The sequence below is a fragment of the Natronosalvus rutilus genome (assembly GCF_024204665.1).
Lineage (GTDB): Archaea > Halobacteriota > Halobacteria > Halobacteriales > Natrialbaceae > Natronosalvus > Natronosalvus rutilus.
Window position 1 is genome coordinate 2,481,906 of record NZ_CP100355.1, and the last position, 24,128, is coordinate 2,506,033.

A 24,128-nucleotide genomic window follows, 5' to 3' on the forward strand; every position below is an offset into this window, starting at 1 on the left:
AGCGTACGAAACGGGCCCGTCGTCCTCGAGAAACGCGTCGTCCGAGTGGTGACACCGGAAGAACGGCGATAGTAACGTCAAGGCTTCTAGAGAGACTCGAATCGGTGGCACGTCGTGCGATTGCCACGAACGACAAGTTTCACCGCTCCGTTCACCGTTCTAACCGACTGAACACTTACCCGATGTGTGGGATTTCTTCGACTCGATCAGGATCGCGATCGTGAATGTCACCGGTGGCCGCCGTTCCGAGCAGCGAGAGGAGCGACGCCAGCGTCGTGCGCGTTCGAGTTCGATACTGGTCGACCGACTTCGGTTCGACGACTTCGTAGATGATGCTGCCCCGGTCCTGTAATCCGTACGCCTTGTGTGCGACACCGGGATACGCTGCCGTCGCCGGATACCGGCTGACGACGCGGTCGAACCGGCTGAGGTGATCGTAGACCTGCACGCACATCTTTTTGGACAGCGTGAGTCCATCCTCGGGAATCGGCTTTTCTCCCAGGACGGGCCACATCACCGAGTGTGTGACGGCTGCTCCGTCCTCGGTCGTTTTCTCGCCTTGCCCGTGGATGTCGATGAACAATTCGGGGTCGACGCGATCGACGGCCTCGGTTACTGCCCGCGCTTCTGGAACCGGATTCTCCGGGAACTGCTCCGAGTGGTGCCTGTAGAGGCGACTCTCGGTCCAGTCGAGGAAGTGATACCGGTTCGGATCCCAGCCACGACCCTGGTAGGTCGTCGTGAAGATACCCTCGTCAGTATCCGGATCCGGCGCGTCCGGATCGACGTTACCGCGGAGCTCGATCTCCGCCCCGTCCGGGTTCGCTCGCGGAACGACGTGAACAGTCACGTCGTCCAGGTGCGCCTCGGACTTGCCGCTCGCGAGGTAGTGCAAGAGCGCGACGAGGCTCATCGAACCGGACGATTCGTTCCCGTGTTGCTGTCCGACGAACAGAACGTCTGTATCGCCGCGACCGACCGAGATCATGTCGATGTCCCGACCCTGGTTCGACGTGCCGACCGTCGTCCTCGAGAACGGCCGTCCGGCCATCTCGAGGTGGTCGAGCACCCTCTGTAGCTCCGCGTAGGGCCGATGTTTTTCGTCGCGGGGGGTCGCGTCGGTACCGAGCGGCGCGTCGCCGAATATGCCGTCGTGTTGCGTCTCTGTTAATGGTCGAATTCGTGTCATTCGTATGTTCTCGTTGTTGTTTTCGAACGGTCAGTCGGTGCGCTCCCAGGTGTGCGATAGCGGAATGCGCAACGGTGCGCCCGTTTCGATCGTGTACTCGTAGCCGGCGTCGGGATTCGATTGATCGACGTACCCCTCGACCGTCGTCGCGTCGCCGATATCGAGCGAGAGTTGATTGGCTTGGTCGCTCGTCGCGCCTTCAATGCGGTACGCTTCGACGCCCGTTCCCGTCTCGACGTAGAGCCACTCGCCGACCAGGTCGTCAGCGGCGTCGGGTCGGTGTTCGGACGTCAGTCGGACCTGAATCTCGTTCGTCCGCGACGGCTCGCGCGTGAGGTCCTCCACGCGACCTTCGAATGCGTCGGGTTGATCGCGAATCAGCGGCGGTCCATCGCGAGTGGGCGCGAGCATCGATCCGTCCTCGAGGAATGCCGACTCCGCGGTGCCCTCGCGCTCGGAGTAGACGGCCAGGAATCCGTCGAACCGGAACACGTCCCCGACCCGGCAGGTCGAGTCGCCGGGTGCGTAGGCGACGTAGTCGGTGCGGCCGTTCGTCAGCGTCACCTGAACGGCCCTCGCTACGCCGTCGTTCGAGTGAGCCGGCACCGGTTCGATCGATTCGACGTTCCGCGAACCGCGGTAGGGTTCGATAACGGAGGTGAACGTAGTCTCGAGGTTCGATCCCCACCGTCGGGCGAGAGCATACCGGAGGCTCCACGGGTTCCCGGTGTGACGCGGCGGCCGTCCGTCCGCGAGGGCGACTTCGTCGACGTCGCCGACCATCGTCAGCCGAAGGTGGGCGTCACCCTCGTCCGGGACGATACCCGGCGCGTCCGTGACCTCCCAGTCGACGCTGAATCGGTCCGCCGGATCGTCGTCGCGGACGACGTCGTCCAGGTAGTCGAAGCCGTTGCCGACCGCGCGTTCGTAGGCGGATTCTTCGCTGTAGGCGGGCCGGGGTACGTCGGGTCTAGCGTAAGTTCCGACGTCCTGGGCCTCGAGGTCGAGCCCGCTCGTCGTGGCCGACCCGGCCGCGCCGTGGAAACTGAAGCGATGGTCGTCGCCGCCGACGATCCGGAAGAAGTCGACCGCGTACGAGTGGTGGTCGTCGATTCGCACCATCGCGGTGGTTCGGCGGTACTGGCTCGTCGTCGGGTACGCGTCCGTCGAGTCGATGTCGGCGAGGCGTACACGCTCCGTCTCCCTGAAGTGGTGTGGTGACCCGCCCTCGGTTTCCGACTGCGGGGACTCGTCGACCACGACGGTGTTGTGACTGATCGTGTTCGACGTCCAGTGTCTCCCCTTCGGCCACGCCGGCGACTCGCCAGGCGAGTCGGGGTCCGGCCAGAAACCGGTGTGCTCGGGGTAGCCCAGGGCCGGAGCGAGGTCGCCGCCGTAGGCGTGGACGTCCAAGTGTAACGCGTCTCGATACGACCGGTCAGATCCCTCACCGTCCGGCGTCGACGCTCCGTACCGGAGGGCGAACGATCGCTGGGTGTTCCCGCGTTCCGCCTCGAGTTCCTCCTCGCGCTGGGCACGTTCGTCGAGGAATTTGCACTCGATGACGCCCATCTTGTAGTTCGTGGCGGCAGGCCGCTTGCCAGTGTTCTCGAACGTGATCCGGTGCTCGCCCCTCGAGAGGTCGACCTCGTCGGCGAGCACGGTGAACTCCTTCGCACCCGTCACCTCGTCGTAGAAGTCGTACTCGGCGATCCGCTCGCCGTCGATCAGCACGTCGTAGGTGCCGTACCCCGACGATCTGAACGGTTTCAGGCTGAACTCGTAGGTTTCGGCGACCGGAATCGAGAACTGGAACGAGATCGACTGGCCCGCCGTGTCCGCCTCGAACTGGACCGTGCCGCTGTTGCTGTAGACGGTGTAGTCGGTCGTGCGCTCGAGGACGGTCATCGAGGGGAACTGGTCGACGACGCGGTAGCCGCCGCGGATGTAGTGTTCGCCGTCCCGGAGCGCGGCGAACCCTGTTCCCGCCTGGTTCGTGCTCGAGAGTTCCAGCGGGCCGTCGGCGTCGATCACCTCGCGCACCGCCTCCGCAGTGCCCGCCGGGTCCGGACTGAAGATGCTGCCGTGGACGCCGTCGTACCCGTACCCGTTCGCGAGGAACGCCCCCTTCGCAAACTGGCCGTCGCCGAAGGACTCCAGGGCGGTCGTCATCGCTTCGGTTTCGATCGGCAGCCACGGCACGCCGGTTCGTCCCATCGCCCCGATACTGGGCAGGTACGCTTCGCGAAGCACCTGCGGGAGTCGGCCGGCGGCCGCTCGCTCGAGTTTCGGGTGGTCGGCCAGCCCCGGACCGTCGTCTCTCTTGTACTCCTCGAGGACAGTCGTCACGCGTTCGAGCGCCCGATACGCCCGTTCGGCGGCCGCTGGCGATCCCGGCGCGTTGCCGTCCCGATCGACGGCGTCGACCAGCTCGGCGCGCAGGTTGCCGCCGGTGACGCCCCACTCGCCCCAGTACGAGCCGTCGTCGTGGTGGGTCCGCTCGCCAGGTCGAAGGAGGAACTCGAGGACGTCGCCGGTGTAGCCCTCGGGGTCGTTCTGGACGGCGCCGGCCATCGCGAGGGCCGTTCGGTGACCGCCCGATGGCGAGTGAATCTGGTGGTTCCGCACGGCGGGTAACACCGTCCGGACGACTTTCGATTCGACGTTCTCGCGGAGGTCGTCGGCCGTCCCTTTCGAGCCGATATCGTACTCGTTCGCCCGCTCGTCCAGGAACGCGAGCAGTTCGGCGTCGTCCATTGCGGGGAGGAACGCGTCGTACGCGCTCACGAGTACGCGAACCGTGATCGTCTCCTGGACGCAGCCGCAGATTTTCCCCTGGCCGGTCCACTGGTGGACGCTGGCGTAGCCGTCGTCGTAGCGATAGGGAGACAGATCCATCTCGGGGTAGACGTCCGCGATCCGGTCCAGGAGGACGAGTCCAGCCCGTGCGTACTCGACGTCCTCGGTGAACAGGTACGCGTCGCGAAATGCCCGGAGTGCCTCGAGCAGTTGCTCCCAGCGGTAGACCCGGTTGAAGTAGGCCACGAAGTGGTAGCGGGCGCCTTCGACGCCGAGGTAGCCGTCCTCGTCGACCCAGCCCGTGCCGTCGTCGACGCCCCAGTCGTCGGGTTTGTCGGGCCGTCGCTCGTTGACGAGCAGCGAGTCGTCGGCCAGGTCCGGATCGAAGACGCCGCGATCGTCGAGGCCGCTTTCGCGGTAGGCAGCGAAGTCGTTCGTCGGGAACACCCCGCCGCTCGAGGGTTCGACGACGGTCCACGGTTCGTCGGTCGCGAACGTCACGTCCTGGCGCTCGACGCCCGGGGTCGAATCGATCAGTTCCCACGGCCGCCGCGTCGACTCGGCCTCGAACGGAACCTCGTCGAACGACTCGTAGACGCCCGCGTCGTTGAGCGGGCGGTCTCCCTCGGCCGTCGCGGAGAGGGCCACGTTCCGAGGAACGGATTGCCCGGTAACGGCCTGCCACAGCCCGTCCAGCCCGCTGTAAGCCTCGAGGTACTCGGTCGCGGTTTCGACGGCCGACGCTCGCCGATCGGCCGCCCAGGTGTAGTTCTGGACGTTCTCGAGCGCCGCGGTTCGACGCTCCGGCGTGTACAGATTCGATCGATACTTCTCGGCCGCGAGCGCGGTAGACCCGGCGTTGTCCCCCCGCGTCGGGTCGGCCGACAGGAGCAAACCGAGCGAGAGCAGGCTCGTGGTCTGGAGGAACTCCCGGCGGCCGTGCCCTCGGAAATCCGATAGTGCGTCATTCCGGCGATTCGTCCGCTCCTCACTGTTACTCATTATCAACCACACCACACCTTTCGAAGATTTCGTAATATAATTTTGGGTTACATTCTGTGAGAGTGATGAAAACGTTCTATGGGATTAATCTAACAGACCTGTAAAACAACCACCGAATGTTTTGGTATATTCAGGCTTGATGCGACATGCCGGCGGACGGATGGGCGGTTACACACTCCGCGACAGAGACGAACGCGCTCCGGCAACGTGAACGGACGCCCACCGTCAGGTACGAGGCACCACTTCCGCTTCGTCCTCGAGAACCGACGAGCGGTTCGGTATCAGCACCGTTCGGGGTCACCGCGGAGCCCCGTCCAGTCGAGGTCACCGCGGAGATTCGTTCAACCGGATGTTCAGTCGTCGGTGGCGACCGATCGTCGCATCCTCGAGAGCGTCGAACCACCCTGCTTCTCTTCGTGTGACTCTACGGTTCGATGGGGGTCCGTTTCGTCACCTTCCTCGTCGAGGAACTCGGCCTGGATCAGCGTCTCGACGGCCCGCTCGGCCGTGAGGTCCGTCGCCTCCACCACGAGGTCGGTGTGCGCCGACGGCGCCTTGGCGGCCGTCGTCTCCGCCGTCGTTGAGAACTCCTCGAGCACGTCGTCCAGGTCGGCGTCGAGGTCAGCGGTTGCGAACCGTTCCGTGACGAAAGCCGCTACCCGCTCGACGGTCGTTTCCTCGTCGCCGGGAGCCTCGAGCACGCTCTCGAGCGTCCGATCCATCCCGCCGGCGTCGACCGAGGGGCCGGGATTCGCGTGAATCTGTGGATCGAGGCCGAGTCCCTCGTAGAGTTCCGTCATCGTCGGATCGTACGTCGTGATCCCGGCGTCGAGCCAGTGGGCGTCCGTGGCCTCGACCAGGTAGCCGGTGAAGGCGGTCAGCTGGCCGTCGCCGATCTGCCCACCGGGTGCGTGCAGCGAGTCGTCGATGGTCTCGACTCGGTCCGTATCGAAGACTTCCTCTTCGTCGCCGTACGCCGGCGCGGCGACGAAGTTCCAGCCCTCCTGGAGGTAAGTTTTCTCGAGGTCGCTGTCGCGGTGGCCCGGCGGCGTTCCGTCCGGCCCGACCGGCGGGTCGTCCGCTCGCTGGAAGTGGACCTCGACGCGCACGCCTTCCGCCGGCGTCACCGTGAACGCGTAGAGCGTATCGGCGTACTGCAGGCTCCCGTCGCCGGTGACGGACTTCCAGTTGCCGGCGTCGTGGTTCCACATCTCGATCTCGCCGGCGAACTCGCCGTACCCGTCGACGCCGAGCACGTCGTAGATCGTCTGATCAGTCGGCCCCGGGAAACCGATGGCGTACGAACCATCCGGATCGAGGTACAGGTCCGTCGCGATTGCCGTCGGTTCGATCGCGTCGACGTCGAGGGATCCTGCATCCACGGCACCCGACTCGAGTTCCGCTGGCGGGACGGTCAGGTAGGGATCGTACGCGACGTCGCCGTCCACGATCGTATCGCCGTAGCTTCGGTCACCGAGGTAGTTCTCGCGACAGTCGAACGGTCCCTCGGGCGTGTTCCATCCGTCGCCGGGCTCACCGCGGAATGGCAGGTCGGTGGCAGAGAGGTCGTTGTACCGCGCCAGGACCGCGTCGGCGTCGAGGCCGAAGTAGCCGGGTCCGAGGTCGAGACCGGTTGCGGCCTCGACGTCGTTGAACGCGAACAGCGCCGTGTCGCCGAACTGCCGGAAGCCGATTCCGGCGTTTTCGATGGTGTTCCGTTCGATGCTGACCGCTGGCGGGTCGATACCGAACCCGTACTCTGCGACGCGAATCCCCGTGTAGGAGTCGACGATGTGATTGTCCTCGATCTCGACGTTAACGCCGTCGACGTAGATGCCGTTGTTCGAGTCGTCCGAGTAGGGTTCCTCGTCGGGGCCGACGATCGTGTTGTTCGCGATACGACAATCCTCGCCGCCGTTGAAGGGGCCGGAGAGCGCCACGCTCGCGCGATCGCCGTCTTCGTGCTCGAGGTGGCAGTCGGTGACGGTGACGCGGGTCGCGCCATTGACGATCACGCCGCCCTGGAAGGAGTAGTCGGGGCTGTCGGTCACCGTGACGTTCCGGATCGTCGCCCCGTCGACGGTGCCGAAGAATCCGGAGTCGGTACCGACGCCGACGACCGTCCCGAACGCGGTGACGTTCTCGACGAGCACGTCGGTCGTCTCGCGGAGCTGGACGCCGAACGTCCCGGCCGCGGTCACGTTCCTGATCGTCACGTCGTGCGCGCCGTCACCGGCGAGCACTCCAGTGCCGATAGCGTTCTTCTCGTCCACCTCGCCGTCGATTACGTTCGCCTCGACGTTCTCGAGGGTGACGTCGTCTGCGCCGATGTGGATAATCCGCGGTCCAGGCAGGTCCCGTTCGTGGACGATCGAGGGGGTCGCACCGTCGACGCCCCGGATCGTGATCCCGGGCGTACCGACGTATAGACCGGTCTGGAAGCCGCGGTCCGGCGCGTCGACCTCGTAGACGCCGTCGGCGAGTTCGACGGTGTCGCCCTCGCGCACGAAGTCCACTGCCGCCTGCAGGTCGTCGACCTGCTCCGGGACGCGAAGCGGCGACTCGTAGACGGTCGTCGGACGGAACGTCGCCGCCGTCTCGATCGGCTGACCGCGCTCGCCGAGCGTGACGAATCGAGTGCTGATCGCGAACTCGCCGACCCGATCGAACGTATCGACCGTGATCTCGACCGTCCCGTCGAAGGCGTCGTACTCGAGCGGGTCGTCGAAGGAGACGCTCTCGCCATCGATCGAGAGCGAGAGGTCGCTCTCGTCGAGGAACTGGAGCCCGGTGACGCCAATTTCCAGTTCCTCGAGGTTCTCGACGGCGACCTCGAGGGTAACCGACTCGCCGGGAGCCAGCCGTTCGGCCGGCGCGGTGACGACGTCGATCGGCGGCGCCGTGGCGGCGTGAGCGACGAGATTGCCCAACAGCGATTGTCCAGCGTCGGTGACGGCGTCTCGGTCGACGAACGTCCCGAGGCCGAGCGACGACGCGTGGACGACTCGAGATAGGTCGTCGATCGCGAGGCCGTCGCCCGTCTCTGTGGACGCGACGGCCGTCGAGGCTACCGTCGAGCCGGCGACGCCGCCGCTGTACCCCTCGAAGTAGCTGTGGAACCCGCTGTAGTACACGCCGATCCCGACCGAAACTGGCTCGGGTTCGGTGATGGTGACGCTCTCGCCTTCGGCAGCGATTCCCTCGAACACGGGGTGCGCTTCCGAAAGTTCGTACTCGATCGGATACGCGATCGGGTACGGCACCTGGGCAACGACCTCGCTCGTCTCGCGCGGGTCGCCGGTCGCATCGGACACCTGGGAGACGGCGTCACTCGCGTCGCCGAACTGGTCGAGGTACACCGCACCGATTTCGGGCGCAGAGGCGACGTCGACGAAGTCGGCGACGAGGTCAGCGTCGTCGCCCAGGTTCTGCACGACGTAGCCCTCGTGGTCGCGACTCTCGGCTGCGTCGAGGGCGGCCGCTGGCTCGAGTCGGTCGAACCGGTATCGCGGGTGCATCGCTTCGGCGAGAATCGTCTCGAGGTCGGCCGCGTAGCCGCTCCCGGCGTCCACGATGCCGATCGGAACCGGCTCATCGTAGACGAACGTCGGCCCCGTCGAGACGGTGACGGAGTCGCCGAGCCCTGCGAAGGTGTGCTCGAGCTCGAGGTTGCCGACGCCGTCGTATTCGGTCCCGACGGTGATCGTGACCTCGTCCGAGCGGGCAGATTCGAAGTCGACGCGTTCGCCGAACGCGGCTGGCTCGCCGTCGACCTCGAGCCAGGCCTCGCCGACGTAGTCTCCGACCTGTTCGACGGTGACCGACTCGACGTGGGCGACGTTCGCCGCCACGTCGAACGACTCGCCGGCTTCGAGGCCCTCGGGCTGGCCGTCGACGACGGCGATTGCGAGGCTGTCACCGAGCGTGAAGTCGACCGAGTGAAAGCCGTCGTCGACCTCGACGGTGACGGTGTCGGCGGTGTAGCCGAACGCGTCCGCGGTCAGCTCGTACGTGCCGGGGATCGCCCGGACCTGGAACTCGCCGTCGGCGTTCGTCTCGACCGGGAACCCGTCAAGCGTGACGGTCGCTTCGTCGATGGGGGCGCCGTCGGAGTCGGTGACGGTCCCGGTGACGCCGCTATCGGCGGCGACGCGACCGACGGCAGCGAAGGCATCGACGATTCCAAGTCCGTACCGAATATCGGGGTCGTCCGACTCGCCTTCGGGTTTCCAGGCGGTGGCGGCGAGGGCGCGTTTCACTCGCTCCGGCGTGGCTTCCTCGAGGGCCGCCGACCTGATGATGCCGACGACGCCCGCGACGTGTGGCGACGCCATCGACGTCCCCGAGATGGCGTGGTACGGGCCGTTCGAGTGGTCGACCGGGAACGCGCTGGTCACGTCCACGCCCGGCGCCGACACGTCCGGGACGACGTAGCTTTCGGGCCAGTCGTCCGGAGCGAGGTGGCCCCAGGCGCTCTCCGTCGAGATCGTTTCGCCGCTCGAGAACTCGGCGATCGTCTCGTCCTCGTTGGAGGCCCCGATGGCGAAGGCGTCGTAGACGTTGGCGGGCGACCCGGACGTTCCGACCCTGCTGTTGCCCGACGAAGAGACGACGACCGTGCCAGCCCGATCTGCGTTCCGGACCGGTTCGATCATCTCGCCCACGTAGCCGGAAACCCCGAGGCTCATGTTGATCGCGTCGGCGTCTTCCTCGACGGCCCACTGCATGCCGCCGATGATCTGGGCGAACGACCCGCCCCCATCCGGGAGGACGAGTCCACCGAGCAACGTCGCGTCTGGAGCGACGCCGATTGCAGTGCCGGAATCGTTTCCACCCGCGACCGTTCCGCTCACGTGCGTGCCGTGATAGTGCGAATCGTGGGGCTCTGAATCCACCTGCTCGCCGTCGCCGTCGAACTCGGCGAAGTTGTCGGACTCGAGGTCGATGTCCGGATGCGTTGGATCGACGCCAGTGTCGAGCACTGCGATCCGGGTGCCCTCGCCTCGCGACTCGTACGCGTCCCAGGCCGCGGGCACGTCGATCTGCTCGAGGCCGTACGTGACGTCGCCCGTCTCCTCGCTGGCGATTCCGGCGTCCGGTTCTGGGATCTCGTAGCGAAAGTTAGGGTGGACCTCCGAGACGCCCTCCTGGGCGGTCACCTGCTCGAGGTCGACGACGCCGGTGTCGACTTCGAGGAGGAGCGCGTTCGCGAGCCAGAAGCGGTTCTTTACCGCGAGGCCGTCCGTTTCGTCGACGTACTCGACGATGAGGGCCTGGCTCTCCTCGGCCGTCGCCTTGAGTTTGTCGACGACGGACGCGGATGCGACGAGTGGAACGTCCACGTCCTCCGCACGGACGACGACTTCGGTCGTCTCGCCGGCGCTGCCACTCGCCGTCGGGAAGAGCGCGAGTAGACCGGCACCCGCCGTTCCCTGGAGAACCTGCCGGCGCGACACGACGGATGGCGATTCGTCTACTCCTTTGGGGGGACGCTCTGTCATCTGTTATCGACTGGTCTGGGAACCATACGAACCCCGCCTCACCCGAATATAGTAAAGAGACGTACAGTCGTCGTTTTTTGAAAGTCGCCAAAAATAATATGTTCATGGGTGATGTATTTAGGCAATTATTTCCGGCTACAGGCAAAGCGATTCCAGCATCGGGGTCGGACGCGTATAGACCTCGAGCATAGCGCCCTATCGACGCGCTATTAGGGAACGAATCGCTAGGCTGAGTATGCACACGCTCGACGAAATCGACGTGGAAATTCTGTCGCTCCTGGGGGAGGACGCTCGCCGTCCGTTCAGCGACATCGCGGAGACCGTCGGACTGTCCGGACCGGCCGTCTCCGACCGCGTCGCCCGCCTCGAGGACGCCGGCGTCATCAACCGGTTCACGATCGATGTCGACCGATCGACGATCAGGGGAGGCGTTCCCATCTTCGTCCAGGCCGACGTTGGGGGCGCGAGTGCGGACGTCGATCCGCTCAGAGAGCGGATCGGCGACGCCGACGCGGTCGAACACCTCTTCGTAACCGCCGAGGGCGACGTCTGGTTTTACGCCCGTGCAGAGGGGCGAAACGTCCGTCGCTGGCTCGAGGAGTTGCTCGGAAACGGCGACCTCGAGTATCGCGTCACGCTGATGGACGACGTCGAGTGGCGCCCGTCGCTCGGTGGGACCGCGTTCGCGCTAACCTGCGCGGAGTGCGGGAACACCGTCGACAGCGAGGGCGAATCGGCGACCATCGGCGGCGACGCCTACCACTTCTGTTGCCCATCGTGTCGGGAGCGATTCGAGAATCGGTACGCCCGACTCGAGGAAGGGGCGTGATTGGACCGGAGTGAACTCGGCTCGAGTCGATGGGCGTCGCTCCCTGGTGATGTGGTTTTCAGCTAACCGCTCGAGATGCGCTCGAAAACGGCCGAGAGAGTCAATACTGCGACCGGTCAGGGACGAACCGTTCACTGTTGTCCGAACCAATGGACTCCTCCAGCACGGAATCAGTGCTGCGGATACGATCGAAGCATGACGGATGAGGACTCTCATGGCGGGAGAATCGCCGGTCGATAAACAATCGTCGCGAACGAAGAAACAGGTATGATCGCGGCTGCTCGATCCTGGATCGCCCAGCACCGTATTGTGAGCTTCCTTCTCATCACGTACGCGTTCACGTGGTCGATTCAGGCGGTACTCGCAGCGACGGACATGGAGGCCTCGTGGACGCTGTCGATTCTGGTCGGCTTCGGTGCGTTCGGGCCACCGATCGGTGCGGCGGTGGTCCTCTGGGCGAGCGGCGGCGACCTGCGTTCCTGGATTTCACAGTTATTCATGTGGCGAATCGGAGTACGATGGTGGGTCCTCGCGCTCGGTCTTCCGATCGCTATTCTCGCTGCGGGAAGCGCCCTGTACGCGCTCTTTGGCGGTCCAGTCGACGTCGGCTCGCTCCCGTTCGTCGGCATCTACGTCTTCGCGATGGCATGGGGCATTATCTGGGGTGGCGGCCAGGAGGAACTCGGCTGGCGCGGCTTCATGCTCCCCGTCTTGCAAGCGCGCTACAGCGCGCTCACGTCGAGTCTCGTCGTCGGAATCGCCTGGGCAGGGTGGCACCTGCCACTGTTCCTCAACGCCAACACCACCCACGGCGGGTGGCCGCTCTCTCAACAGCTCATCTGGATCGTGACGATCCTCGCTGGATCGGTGCTCTGGACGTGGATGTACAACAGCACGGGCGGGAGCGTCCTCGCCGTCGCTGTCTTTCACGCAGGCATCAACACCATGGGAATCTTCCACCCTGCGGACAGGGACGCACTCGCCCCCGGTGGGGTTCCAGATCCGTGGCTGAATCTGCTGGCCGAAGCTACCACCGGTGTCGTTCTGGTCGCGATTGCCGTTGGACTCGTCCTCGTGTGGGGTTCGTCGCATCTCTCACCGCGGCGACGTCCTGGCCTCGAAGCCGTCAGTCTCGCCGGTTCTCGAGAGTCACGCGCACGTACTCACGATGACGCCAATCGTGACCGTGGTTCCGATAGGGGTGACAGTCGGTAGTGTTCTATACCGGTTCGTGAACCTTTCTGGTCCTTTGTCACAAACGTCTACCACACGTCACGGGCCTATTTCCGTCCCGATCTGCTCGAGACGACAGCGGGTTGACGTTCGACGAGGAGGCGTGGGCAGCATAAGTCAAAGAACGCAAACTGGAGGAAACGATTTCGTTGAAACCCTCAACCGGTGACATCTATTGACACCCACGCTGAATACAGGGCGCGGCTGTGCACGAGTTGAGAGTCGATCTGCGGGGATTCGTAATCAGTCAGGCAGGGTGCAAATGGAGCACCAGCCAGGAACGCTTATCACGGGAGACAAAACGCACAATCCAGGGAAGCCGTTGTTGAGGCTATCAGTGATTCGGGAGCATCAAATACGTCGCATAAAGTTTCTCCGCATTGAAAATAAAGAAGATTTTTGTAGATGAGTTGTTAGGATGCTATTATGATCCCGCCCTCTAGAGAAACCCCTAGTAGTAGTCTGCCCACATTTGGCGACCTACTCCCCCGTACCTTCACACATCTCGACCGTCTCCTCGTACTGGCGCTCGTGCCACTTGCGACGTCGGTGCTGAATGTGAGTGATCTGCTGGCCACCGCACAGAGCCGTGGAATGTCCATCTCCGCGTCGTTTCCCATCTACCGGTACGATCTCTGGAGTTTCGTCAACGCACCCGACGATGGCGGCCTCACAGTCTCGGTGCCATTCGGAACAATGGAGTCGGTCATACTTGCTGTCCCACTGCTCGTAACGTATCTCGTCATTTCCGGTGTGCTCAGCGCGGGGTACTTCGGGAGTATCGCGTCGGGCATCACGACTGGGTCGTTCGATTTCATCGCTAACCTACGTAAATTCGCCGTTAGAATGATCGCGCTGGAAGTGCTCGTCGTCGTCGGGTTGCTCGTCGTCTTCTTCCCATTGCTCGTCGTACCCCCGCTGTTCGTACTTGCGATCTTCCTCTTGCTGGTCGTCGGATACCTTCTGTTCCCGGCTGTGTACGTTCTGGTGCTGGAAGATCGCGGAATCGAATCCGCCATTAGACGAGCGTACGGCCTCGTTAGCGAGCACCAGCCGATCTGGTTCTTTCTCACGCTCGTCGTAGCGACGCTCGTCTGTGCGATCCCGTTGAGTGTTCTCGCTCACTCCGGGATTAGTGGTGCGATCATAGCGGTAATCGTCGCCGCACCGATCAGCCTCGCATTCAACGTCACTACCGCATTGATGGTGGCCGAAATGGCCGGTCTCGAGGTTTTGGAGTGAGTTACTCGGTACGTCGGAAGACTTGATGGGTTATGAAGATGCAGGTCAAATTATCGCCTGATTCAACGTAGTTCGGTTGGAATAAACAATTCGCAAATAGAGTTCCCGTTCAGTGCAGTTGGTATAGTGAGCGCAGACGAGTCGTGTTCAAACTCTTTGACGTTAGGGTTAAAATCGAAGTGAGAAATTCGAAGAGTTCGATGGGTGATTCAGGGTTCCGTAACGGCTACCTCGAACCCCCAGTCAAACGATAAATCGGCGGCAGTAGAGCTACCCTTTGCATCGGGATCATTCCAGATGGAAACCTGTCGTTCCCATCGGTAAGTGCCGGTCTCAAAATAACCCTCGACACGGTAATCATCCCACAGTTCGTACTGAGTTGTGAGTGATTCATGGGGCTCAAATGGGTGTGGTGGGCATCCCTGGTTGGAAAACCCACGGTACTCATCGGCGCTCCGATCTTCCGTCCATTTCCCTTCGTCCCGCTCAATTCGGTCAGCGTGTCCAGGTGAATAGAGCCAGAGCCCTTCGGGGGTATGACTTCCACCTTTCGATCGATTAAAGAGACTACAACTACCGTCTCCAACGGAGAAGGCCCGCTCTGCCCCTTCATTCGTTATGTGAATTTGCAATCTTACTGGTTGTGAATCTGTAGTTCTCTCTTCGAGAAGTTCAGCATCGATCGTAACGTCAGAGTCAGCCGGAGTCGAATCCTGGTCGTGAATACTCACTTCCCGTTGAGAAGTTCCACTCCCGGAAGCAGCGGGTATCTGGCCAAGACACCCAGAAACGCTCACGACAGAGGCCGATCCAACGCCGTAAAGAAACGAACGTCGATTCATATTGATTGTCAGTTGGCTAGTCACATGTAATTTGGGTTAACTGAAACGCTGATTCGAGCAATGCGCATTCGTATATATCGATTGCTTCCGGCCGGAAATGGTTAAGCAATCAAATCTGCTGTGGTGCATCGATCCTCTCTACTCAGCAGACAGACCCTGTAAATGCTGGGGATTTCAACGAAGTCGAATGGACGAATAGCAATACTACAGGGACCAACCACAATTATATTGGAACCAACCCAAAGAACAGTGCCAATCGCATCCTCCTATATTAGTAAATATTCTGGCTGAAAGCTGGAATGAAAGCGAAAGCGATAGGCTCCCTTCGCAGATTTTGTTTCGGTAGAATTTTTGCGAGGGAAGATCACTGCCGCAGGACCTTCCGCATCTTACGATGCGAGGGGAGGGAATCGAACCCACGAACTCCTACGAGAGCGGATCTTGAGTCCGCCGCCGTTGGCCGCTTGGCTACCCTCGCACGCGCTAGCGAGTAAGCAGGTGGCCCTTGAATACTCTACGGTTTCGTTCACCCCTCGCCCTCGGGCGCCGGAAGCACGTTCTCCTCGAAGTCCTCGAGAAACACCGTCTGATTCGTGGTGACGTTGCGTAGGTACACCCGGTTGGCCTCGTCAACAGCGCGATCTACCTGGCGAGTACTCGAGGCGAGGCGACGAATTGAACCGCGATTCGCGGAAAGACGAGCGACGGTGAAGGTGACGGTGGCGTGTCGAGGGAATCGATTGGCAGTGACGGCGGCGTGTCGACGGAATCGATCGGCAATGACGGCGGTACGTCGCTGGAATGGAGCGATACGCACGACAGAAGACGAGTGCGGCGCCACGCCGCTCGCGAGGAACGCAGGAACTGCTCAGGACGACGGCGTCTCGAGGAGAATCGGCGTCGCGGGGCGGCGACGGTCGTCGTCCCGTTCGTGGGCACGCTCGGCCGATTCGGGTGGGTCGATGTGCGAAACTGGCTCGACGACGAGTTCCGTTTCGCTCTCTCGCGAACCACCGGAGTCGGGAGACGAAGGACCGTCCGAGGACTCGCCCCGTCCGTCGGATTCGTCCTGGTCGTACCGGGCCCCGCAATTGTGACACACGACCCCGCCGTCGACGTGAGCGAACAGCCGTTCGCCACACGCCACACACCGTTGCGACGGATAGATCATTACTTCCATTCGTCAATCGAATCCTATAAGCGCTCCGGCCAATCTACGACCCCGGGAACGGCTCGGCGGTTCGCGCGGAGGCGCCAAGACGTTTTACCCTGCCCCTCCTCTATCCACCCGTGGACGAACACACACGAGCTCCCGACGTGGACCCGCCGTCGGACTCGAGCGCGCCGACGGGCTGGCGGCCCGAACTCGACCGCTGGGAGCACGGAACGCTCCGGCGGGCGACGGTTCACGGCGTCAGACTGTTCAATGCCGGCGACTACCACGCGAGCCACGACTGTTTCGAGGACGAGTGGTACAACTACGGCCGTGGAACGGTCGAGAGCCAGTTCCTCCACGGCATGGTACAGGTCGCCGCCGGCGTCTACAAGCACGTCGACTTCGAGGACGACGACGGGATGCGAAGCCTGTTCGCCACCGCCCTGCAGTACCTCCACGACGTCCCGAACGACTTCTACGGCGTCGACCTGCTCGAGGTCCGGACCACGTTGACGAACGCGCAGAACGACCCGTCGGTCCTCGACGGGTGGAAACTCCCGCTCGACGGTCGGCACCCGGAGGCGACCGAGGCCGATGTCACCTACGCCGAAGGTCTCGAGTAAGGGGTGCGTCGACGTCGTCCCGATGACTGTCGTCGCACGATCGACTGCCGTCACGCAAGTACGAGTCGCCCAACTCAAGTAGGTAGTACGTGAGCGACGGTCACCGCCTGCATTCACCGTCAGAACGACGACCGATTCATCAGAAACTGAAGCTTTTTGTCCACACCGAGCGAGGGTGAGACGTATGCGAGAGGCGCTTGCCGAGTGGCGGCCGGTGATCGACGACGCCATCGCCGAGATACTCCCACGGGAGGTCGACGGCGACGACCTCGAGGCGTTCTTCGGTGAGCCAACGTTCGCCTACGATCCGGAGGGGATCCAGCGCGCGCTCGCCGATCCGCTCTGGGACCTCCTGGATCGCGGCGGCAAACGGTGGCGGGCCGTCCTGTTTCTGGTGTTCGTCGACGCGCTCGGCGAGGATCCCCAAGCATTCCACCCCTACGCCTGCATTCCCGAGATCCTCCACAACGGGACGATCATCGTCGACGACGTCGAGGACGGGGCGTCGATTCGACGCGGCGAACCGGCGCTCCACCATGTCCACGGCGAGGACATCGCCCTGAACGCCGGCAACGCGATGTACTTTCTCCCGCTGAAGATCCTGACGCACGATCCGGGCGACCTCGGTGCAGAAACGCGGCTTCGAGCCTACGAGATGCTGCTGTACGAACTCAACCGGACCCACCTCGGACAGGGGATGGACATCTGCTGGCACAACGAGCGCGGCGTCCGCATCTCGACCGAGCAGTACCTCGAGATGTGCGCCTGCAAGACCGGGTGTCTGAGCCGGATCGTCGCCAGGCTGGCGGCCATCGTCACCGACCAGGAACCGGCCGTCGAGGACGCACTCGCCCGGTACGCCGAACTGACGGCCATCGCGTTCCAGATCGGCGATGACATCCTGGACGTCGAGCACTCGCTGGGGCGGGCAGGCGAGTTCGGCAAGGAGTTCGGCAACGACATCCGGGAGGGGAAGACGACGCTGCTGGTGTTACACGCCATCGAAACCGCCGGCGCCGAGCGAGCGGGTCGACTCGAGGAGATCCTCGAGACGGACGCCAACACCGACGAGGAAGTCGCCGACGCGCTCGCGATAATAGAGGACGTGGGGAGCATCGAGCACGCCCGCGAGCGCGCGCTCGAGTTCTCGGAACAGGCACGAGGGGCGCTCGAGGACCTGCCAGTCGACCTTGAGCTGGAACCGAGAGCGCAGTTGCTCGAGTTTACCGAGTTCGTCGTCGACCGGGACGTTTGAGACCTATTTACCGATTTCTTCGGGGCTCTGGCGTTATCGCTCGTCGTTCTCGTCAGCCTCGAGGTACGGCCGACAGACCCGTTCGACGCCGTCCTCGAAGTCGATTTCGGGACGCCATCCAGTCGCGTCCCTGAACGCCGAACTGTCGGCGCAGGTGTCATGGACGTAGTTCGTCAGCGGGATGGGTTCGTAGACCGGTTCGACGTCGGTCCCGAGGGCGTCGTTGAGCAGGTCGACCACTTCGTTGAACGAGTACGACTCCCCGGTCCCGAGATTATAGACGCCAGCGAGCCGGTTTTCGGCGGCGAGTTCGAGGCCACGGACGACGTCCTCGACGTGCGTGAAGTCCCGGGTCTGGCTGCCGTCGCCCCACAAGACCGGCGGGGTGCCGCTGGCGATTTTCTCGGCGAACTGCGAGACGGTGTTCGCGAACGTCCCCTTGTGACTCTCCGCCCCGCCGTACCCCTGGTACACCGAGAAGAATCGCATGCCGGCCAGCGCGAGGTCGTCGTAAAAGTCGTTGTAGTACTCCGCGTATCGCTCCCTGGCGAGCATCGACGCGTCGTACCCGGTCGAGGCGTCGATGGGGACGTCCTCGGGGATCGGTTCGGTCCGGTCGCCGTAGATCGAGGAGGTCGACGCGTACACGACCGTCTCACAGCCGTCGGCCATCGCCTGCTCGACGACGTTGACGAACCCCTCGACGTTCACTCGCGTCCCTTCCCGCGGGTGGTCCTCGAGCAGTTGCCGACTCGAGAGCGCCGCCAGGTGGTAGACGACGTCGACGTCGGTGGGGAGGTCGTCGTCGAGGACGTCCGCCTCGACGTACGTGACCGCGTCCTCGAGGTTGTCGACCGTGCCAAGGTAGCCGTTGTCGAGGGCGGCGACGTCGTTGTCCGTGGCGAGCGCGTTCGCGAGGTTCGAGCCGATGAACCCCGTGCCGCCAGTGACGAGAACTCGCTTTCCGTTCATAGGAAATCGTTCCGACCTCCGTCATATAGGGGTACTGATTACTGAGTACTGATTGCTGATTACTCGCGTTGTCGCGTGCGGACTGCGCTCGGCCTGTGCTCGAGCGGTGCTCGGGGTACCGACGATCGGATCAGCCGTAGACCATCGAATGGCCGCCGTAGACAGCCGTCGAACAACCGCCAATCAGTCCTCGTGAGACGGCTGCCACTGCAAATCCTCGAGCGCGGACGCCGCCGGCGTCGTCAGCGGCACGTTGTGGTACAGTTGCTCGAGGTGGACCAGCGTCCGGTCGATGGCGTAGCGCTCGACGGCCGCCCGGGTATCGCGGTCGGTCTCGAGACAGGACTCGATCCCCCCGGCCATCGCCTCGAGGTCACCCAGGGCGAACCGGTCGCCGTTCTCGGGCCTGATGGTCTCGTCGAACGGCGGGACGTCGGCGGCCGCGACCGGTGTCCCGCAGGCGTTGGCCTCGAGCGTCGACAGGCCCAGAGTGTCGCCCGTCGAGGCCGTCACGAAGACGTCGAGAGAGGAGTAGAACGTGGGAACGTCCTCGCGCGGGAGGAAGTCCCGCAGGGTGACGTTCTCGGGTGCCTGCGCCTCGAGTGGTTCGCGGTACGGCCCCTCGCCGACGACGACGAACTCGTACTCGGGCAGTTCGGCGGCGACGCGCAGGATCTCGTCGACGTTCTTCTCCATGCTCAGCCGACCGCTGTACCCGACGACGGTCTGGTCCGGGTCGGGGTACCAGTCATCGTCGGTCGGCTGGAAGAACTCCATGTCGATGCCGACCGGGAGTTCGATGTACTCGACCGCTCGATTGATCCGACTCGTCGAGGCAGTGACGACGTCGAAACTCCCGAGCAGGGAGTTCTCCCAGGGTACGTACAGCTTGCTCAGGCCGCGAGCGACCGTCTTCGACTTCACGCTCTGGTGGAAGTACTCCTCGAGCGGCGTGTGATGAGTGTAAATCGACGGCACGGCGTGCTTCCAGGCGTAGTAGCGCCCGAGGATGCCCACCGGAGCGGGCCCGTGGCAGTGGACGACGTCAAGATCCGGCAATTTCGAGGTTCGCTTGGACAGCGGAATCCGATAGCCCCGGTAGAACGGATTCGGCAGGGAGCGGACCGGAATCTCGTTGTCATCCGGTTCGTAATCGCCGTCCGGATACACGACGTACACCTCGTGTCCCTTCGCCTCGAGTTCCGCCCTCCAGAGGTCGATCGTGTACGTGACGCCGTCGATGCCGGGGAAGTAGCTGTCGGTGAAGAAGCCAATCTTCATTCAGGTCACCTCCGCGTACAGGGTCTCGTAGCGACCGGCGACCTCCGAGAGCGAGAACGCCTCACTTCGGCTCGCAGCGTTGTCGCCCAACCGCTGGCGAACGTCGGGATCGCGAAGCCGTTCGATCGCCGTTTCGAACCCCTCGGTGCCGTCCGCGTCGACTTTGAGGCAGTCCTCGCCATCCTCGAGCCAGGAGAACGTCTCGATGTCGCGGACGACGACGGGCTTGCCGGCCGCCATCGCCTCAAGCAGGGCGATGCCCTCGTTCTCCTCGTGGGTCGGGAAGAAGAAGACGTCGCCCGCCGCGAACGCGCCGCGAATGTCCTCGACGTAGCCGGTGAACGTACAATTCGATGGGGCATCGTCGACGAGACGGAGCGTCTCCCGCCCCTTCAGCGAGCGATCGATCGGGCCGAACCAGACGAAGTCGACGTCCGGAAGCCGCCGAGCCGTCTCGACGAACGTCTCCAGCCCCTTGCGCTTGATGACGTGACCCACGAGGAAGACGACGGGGGGCTCGAGGTCGTAGCGTTCCCGGTAGGTCTCCTCGAGCGACTCGAATCCCTCGAGTTTCTCGACGTCGACGCCGTTGGAGATGACGGTCGTCGGTACGTCGGCGTACGATTCGATCAGGTCCTGGTTGTACGCCGAGGGACAGACGAGCGCGTCGGCCAGGCCATAGGCTCGCTCGAGGTACGGCCGTAGCAGCTTCGCCAGCGCATTGGTGAACCGGAAGCTGTCGCCGAAGTCCTCAGCGGTGACGTGCGTATTGGCGACGACCGGAACCCCCCTCGAACGAGCGCGCCGGGCGTACCAGACCGACTGCGGCCCCATGAGGTTGCAGTGAAACACGTCGACGTCGAGGCGGGGTTCGGTCGTGTACGTGACGTCCAGTCGGTCCAGCATTTTGCGTTGATGGGCGACCGACTCCCGGATGCCGCCGGTGACGTGCTCTTCGAACTCGAAATAGTGGGAGACATTCACGCGAGGTCACCCCTCGATACCCGCCGATTCGTCCCGGCCGACGGGTCGCTCCGCCGACTCACTCGAGGACGAGCCACGGGACCTCCATGAGCGCCGGAATGTGCGTTTCGATGTGGTGCTCCCAGACGCCCTCCTCGCCGAACGCCTCCCCGTGATCGGCAGTGACGACGACCCGCCCCTCGAGTTCCGGGACGAGGGCCGCGACGGACTCGAGGGCGATTCGCAGGTTCTCCTCGTAGAGGGCCATTGCGGCGTCGCGGGTACCGTTGCGGACGAGGTCCGCCGGGTCAAGCTCAAGCCAGAGTCCCGCCTTCTGGGCGAGTTCGCTCCCCTCGAGGGTCGACTCCACCTTCGGTCTGACCGTCTCGCCGAGGGAGTCGAGGACGCCCCCGTCGTCCTCGTCCTCGTCGGCTTCGTCCTGCCGTCGGATGCCCTTCTGGATCTGTTTCAGTTTCTGCCCCGTGCCCCGTGCGAGGTACGGTGCGTGGGGTTGCATGTAGTGAAGGACTGTCCGATCGGCCGTCTCGACCAGGTCGCGGTGCTCGGCGAACGACTCCGCTACACTGTCGGGCGGGACGGTGCCGAGGTCGTCGTCCCATCCGTGCTTCCAGACGTCTACGACGTCGCTGATGTGTTCGTTCGCCGTCCACTCGTAGTCGCAACTGGCCCCCCATTTGAGTTCGTTCAGCGGAATCCCGAGGTCGTTGATGAACGGGTTCCCCGAAAAGTACGCGATGTCGTGGTCGCCGGTGAACGTTCGAGACGCCCACTCCGGTGTCGACGACCCCGTACTCCGTCGCTTCTCGAGCGTGCCCTCGAGGTACTCGTCGTACACCTCGCTAAACACGTCGTACCGGCACGCGTCCAGGACGAGACAGTAGTCCCACTTCGAGTCGAGGAAACGCTGGCCTTTCATCTGTTATGTCCCGTTTGCTATCCAATCGACGTATCTTTACTGGTTCGTCGGCTGGCGGCAAAAAACCGGTACTTGCGCCGAATTCGAGGCGAATCAGGACGTTCAAGGGGATCGGTCCGTACTCTCAGGTATGGCACCTGGGAGTCGGCGGGCCTTGCTTCTCGGCGCGTTCGGCGCGCTCGCGGTGTTCGTCGTCCTGTTCGTCGTCGTCGGCGCCGAGTACGTCGTTGACGCGCTGCTGGCGGCCGACCCGGCGTTCGTCGCGGCGACGATCGTCCTCGGCCTCGCCTGGCTCGCGTCCTGGAGTCTCATGCTCCGAACCGTGCTCGAGACACTGGGCGTCGGCGTCACCGTCGGGAAGGCGTTCCTGGTCTACGCGGGAGCCGTCTTCGCGAACAACGTGACGCCGTTCGGACAGGCCGGCGGGGAACCCTTCTCCGCGCTGCTCATCTCCAGGAGCACGGGTGCGAAGTACGAGACCGGCCTCGCCGGCATCGCCACCGTCGACGTCTCCAACGTCGCCCCGTCCGTCCTCCTGGCGCTCGTGGGCGTCGGCTACTACGCGACGACCGCCACGGTCGGTCCGCGACTCGAAAACGCACTGACGGGTGCGATCGCGCTCGTCGCTGTCCTCGGCCTGGTACTCGCGCTCGGGTGGGCCGTTCGAGAGCGTATCGAGGCACACGTGCCGGCGACCATCGCGAAGGTAGCCGGTCGATTCGGCGGCGGGCGACTCAATCCGGTCACGCTCGAGCGCGAGATCGCGAGGCGGGTGGCGCGTTTCTTCGCCAACCTGCGCCAGGTCGGGACGAGTCGCCGACAGCTCGCGTTCATCGTCGGCCTCTCGCTTCTCGGCTGGCTCTTCCAGGCGGCGGCTCTCCTCACCGCGTTCGCGGCCGTCGGGTACAGCGTCCACGTCTCCGTCGTTCTCTTCGCGATTCCGCTGGCGAATCTTGCCGGCGCCGCGCCGCTCCCGGGTGGACTCGGGGGTATCGAAGCGGCGTTCGTCCTCCTGCTCGTCCCGACGACCGCCGTTCCACTTCCCGAGATCACCGCCGCCGTCCTCATCTTCCGTGGAGCCGTCTACTGGCTCCCGGTACTCATCGGGGGGAGTTCGACGGCCGCGATGGGAATCTGGACGGTCGCCTGAGTCATTCATCGCCGAGTGTCGGGACTCCCCGTTCGACCATCGTCATCGATCACTGGCAGGAAGCCGAGACGAGACGTCGATCGTCTCAGTCGCCGAGTTCGGAGGCGACGCTCTCCTCGCCGTCCTCGAGCGACGACGGTGCGTCCGTTTCGCCCTCGAACGTCTCGACGACGCGCGTCGCCACGACGACGCTCCAGAGTCCGAGGACGAGGCCAGCGACGACGTCCGTGAGCCAGTGGATGCCGAGCACCATCGTCGACAGGACGACCGCCGTGGCCGTGATCGAGGACACGTAAAACCACAATGGGTACGTCTTCCGGGTTCGCCAGGCGAAGAGCGCGACGACGACCGCAAAGGACGTGTGGAGAGACGGGAAGACGTCGGTGTTGGAGGACACGGCGGCCGTCAACGTCTGCGTCTCCGGGTAGATTTCGTACATCAACCCGGAGACGTGATGTGGCACTCGATTTCGAGGGCCGTAGGCGATAAAGAGCGTGTACAGAATCGCCCCGACGGCGTAGTTGAGGACGTAGGCGGTGAGGACTCCCTTGAGGTGCCGGCTCGAGGTGTGCACGAAGTACAGCACGAGCGGGACGACGAGCAGGTACGGGAATCCGAACATGTACATCGCCGAGAAGAAGGCGATGAGCGACTCGGGAACCGCTGCCTGCAGGTCGGCGACGAACAGCCCCTCGAGTTCGTACAGCGAGTCGGTGATGTCCCAGCCGAGCGCGCGCGAGATACGGAGACTGAGGTCGTTCGTCGCCTGTTTCGCCAGGAAAAAGAGCGCCGCCACGCCGAGGTACGGCGCGATTTCGACGAGCCGTCGGTCGAAGTCGGCGATGGCGTGACGGAACTGCTCGAGACTCGTGCTGAACGCACAGGTCGTGACGAGACCGGTTGCGACGATCAATCCAGTGACGAAGACGACGGTGAGGAGGGCCATTGCGGATAGTTAGTGGAGGGATCGCGGAGTGGATGAACTGTCAACGGTGGGCGTTGAAACGTTTTGGGGAGATATATGCCGGGTGTGGCTCGAGAGGTGCCAATGTATCGTCATGTATTCGTATCAAATGGGGTCGTATATGGAAGTATCGATAGTCGGCCCCATCGATACGTCGTCCGGGCGCCCGTCTCACCCGGAGTTTTATTCG

At 63.7% G+C, this 24,128-nt stretch carries 15 protein-coding genes and 1 tRNA gene; 6 read left to right on the top strand and 10 right to left on the bottom strand.

From position 1 onward, the window contains the following. Positions 1-175: 175 nt before the first annotated feature. From NGM29_RS11870 to NGM29_RS11880, 3 genes are all read right to left on the bottom strand, one after another. Complete coding sequence (locus NGM29_RS11870) at positions 176-1,189, bottom strand: M14 family zinc carboxypeptidase (protein ID WP_254156431.1); 1,014 nt, start codon at positions 1,187-1,189, stop codon at positions 176-178. Positions 1,190-1,219: 30 nt separating this feature from the next. Further along, entirely contained in the window at positions 1,220-4,990 is a 3,771-nt protein-coding gene (locus NGM29_RS11875; protein ID WP_254156432.1) for a heparinase II/III family protein, read from the bottom strand. Positions 4,991-5,343: 353 nt separating this feature from the next. After that, the gene (locus tag NGM29_RS11880; protein ID WP_254156433.1) at positions 5,344-10,491 is read right to left on the bottom strand and encodes a S8 family serine peptidase; all 5,148 of its coding nucleotides are present in this window, start codon (positions 10,489-10,491) and stop codon (positions 5,344-5,346) included. A 235-nt stretch (positions 10,492-10,726) separates the two neighbouring features. On the opposite strand from NGM29_RS11880, the gene NGM29_RS11885 reads away from it, so the two are divergent. The 3 genes from NGM29_RS11885 (at position 10,727) to NGM29_RS11895 (ending at position 13,795) form a co-directional block, all read left to right on the top strand. After that, the gene (locus NGM29_RS11885; protein ID WP_254156434.1) at positions 10,727-11,320 is read left to right on the top strand and encodes an AsnC family transcriptional regulator; all 594 of its coding nucleotides are present in this window, start codon (positions 10,727-10,729) and stop codon (positions 11,318-11,320) included. Positions 11,321-11,587: 267 nt separating this feature from the next. Then, positions 11,588-12,535 (top strand): CPBP family intramembrane glutamic endopeptidase, encoded by a 948-nt coding sequence (locus tag NGM29_RS11890; protein ID WP_254156436.1) that lies wholly within the window; start codon positions 11,588-11,590, stop codon positions 12,533-12,535. A 444-nt stretch (positions 12,536-12,979) separates the two neighbouring features. Then, positions 12,980-13,795, top strand: coding sequence for a hypothetical protein (locus NGM29_RS11895; RefSeq protein ID WP_254156437.1), 816 nt, complete (start codon positions 12,980-12,982; stop codon positions 13,793-13,795). 1,237 nt (positions 13,796-15,032) lie between these two features. Here the strand turns inward: NGM29_RS11895 and NGM29_RS11900 are convergent. Together NGM29_RS11900 and NGM29_RS11905 are read right to left on the bottom strand one after the other, a co-directional pair. Beyond that, positions 15,033-15,115, bottom strand: a tRNA-Leu gene (locus tag NGM29_RS11900). Between the two features lie 390 nt (positions 15,116-15,505). Beyond that, positions 15,506-15,808, bottom strand: coding sequence for a hypothetical protein (locus NGM29_RS11905; protein ID WP_254160671.1), 303 nt, complete (start codon positions 15,806-15,808; stop codon positions 15,506-15,508). Positions 15,809-15,927: 119 nt separating this feature from the next. Here NGM29_RS11905 and NGM29_RS11910 point away from each other — a divergent pair, with 119 nt between their 5' ends. Continuing rightward, complete coding sequence (locus tag NGM29_RS11910) at positions 15,928-16,416, top strand: DUF309 domain-containing protein (protein WP_254156438.1); 489 nt, start codon at positions 15,928-15,930, stop codon at positions 16,414-16,416. Positions 16,417-16,600: 184 nt separating this feature from the next. After that, positions 16,601-17,671 carry a polyprenyl synthetase family protein gene (locus tag NGM29_RS11915; RefSeq protein ID WP_254156439.1) on the top strand — a complete coding sequence of 357 codons (1,071 nt, stop codon included), beginning with the start codon at positions 16,601-16,603 and terminating at the stop codon, positions 17,669-17,671. A gap of 33 nt (positions 17,672-17,704) precedes the next feature. Here the strand turns inward: NGM29_RS11915 and NGM29_RS11920 are convergent, their stop codons facing one another. From NGM29_RS11920 to NGM29_RS11935, 4 genes are all read right to left on the bottom strand, one after another. Further along, positions 17,705-18,643, bottom strand: a complete 939-nt coding sequence (locus NGM29_RS11920; RefSeq protein ID WP_254156440.1) for an NAD-dependent epimerase/dehydratase family protein — start codon at positions 18,641-18,643, stop codon at positions 17,705-17,707. Between the two features lie 183 nt (positions 18,644-18,826). After that, the gene (locus NGM29_RS11925) at positions 18,827-19,924 is read right to left on the bottom strand and encodes a glycosyltransferase (protein WP_254156441.1); all 1,098 of its coding nucleotides are present in this window, start codon (positions 19,922-19,924) and stop codon (positions 18,827-18,829) included. Continuing rightward, positions 19,925-20,908 (bottom strand): glycosyltransferase family 4 protein, encoded by a 984-nt coding sequence (locus NGM29_RS11930; protein WP_254156443.1) that lies wholly within the window; start codon positions 20,906-20,908, stop codon positions 19,925-19,927. It abuts the gene before it with no gap. Positions 20,909-20,966: 58 nt separating this feature from the next. Beyond that, entirely contained in the window at positions 20,967-21,824 is an 858-nt protein-coding gene (locus NGM29_RS11935) for a hypothetical protein (protein ID WP_254156445.1), read from the bottom strand. A 130-nt stretch (positions 21,825-21,954) separates the two neighbouring features. Between NGM29_RS11935 and NGM29_RS11940 the strand changes: the two genes are divergently transcribed. Next, positions 21,955-22,974 carry a lysylphosphatidylglycerol synthase transmembrane domain-containing protein gene (locus NGM29_RS11940; RefSeq protein ID WP_254156447.1) on the top strand — a complete coding sequence of 340 codons (1,020 nt, stop codon included), beginning with the start codon at positions 21,955-21,957 and terminating at the stop codon, positions 22,972-22,974. Positions 22,975-23,059: 85 nt separating this feature from the next. Here NGM29_RS11940 and NGM29_RS11945 read toward each other — a convergent pair whose 3' ends face one another. Next, a complete protein-coding gene (locus tag NGM29_RS11945; RefSeq protein ID WP_254156449.1) occupies positions 23,060-23,920 on the bottom strand; it encodes a phosphatase PAP2 family protein in 861 nt (286 codons plus the stop codon). Between the last annotated feature and the right edge of the window lie 208 nt (positions 23,921-24,128).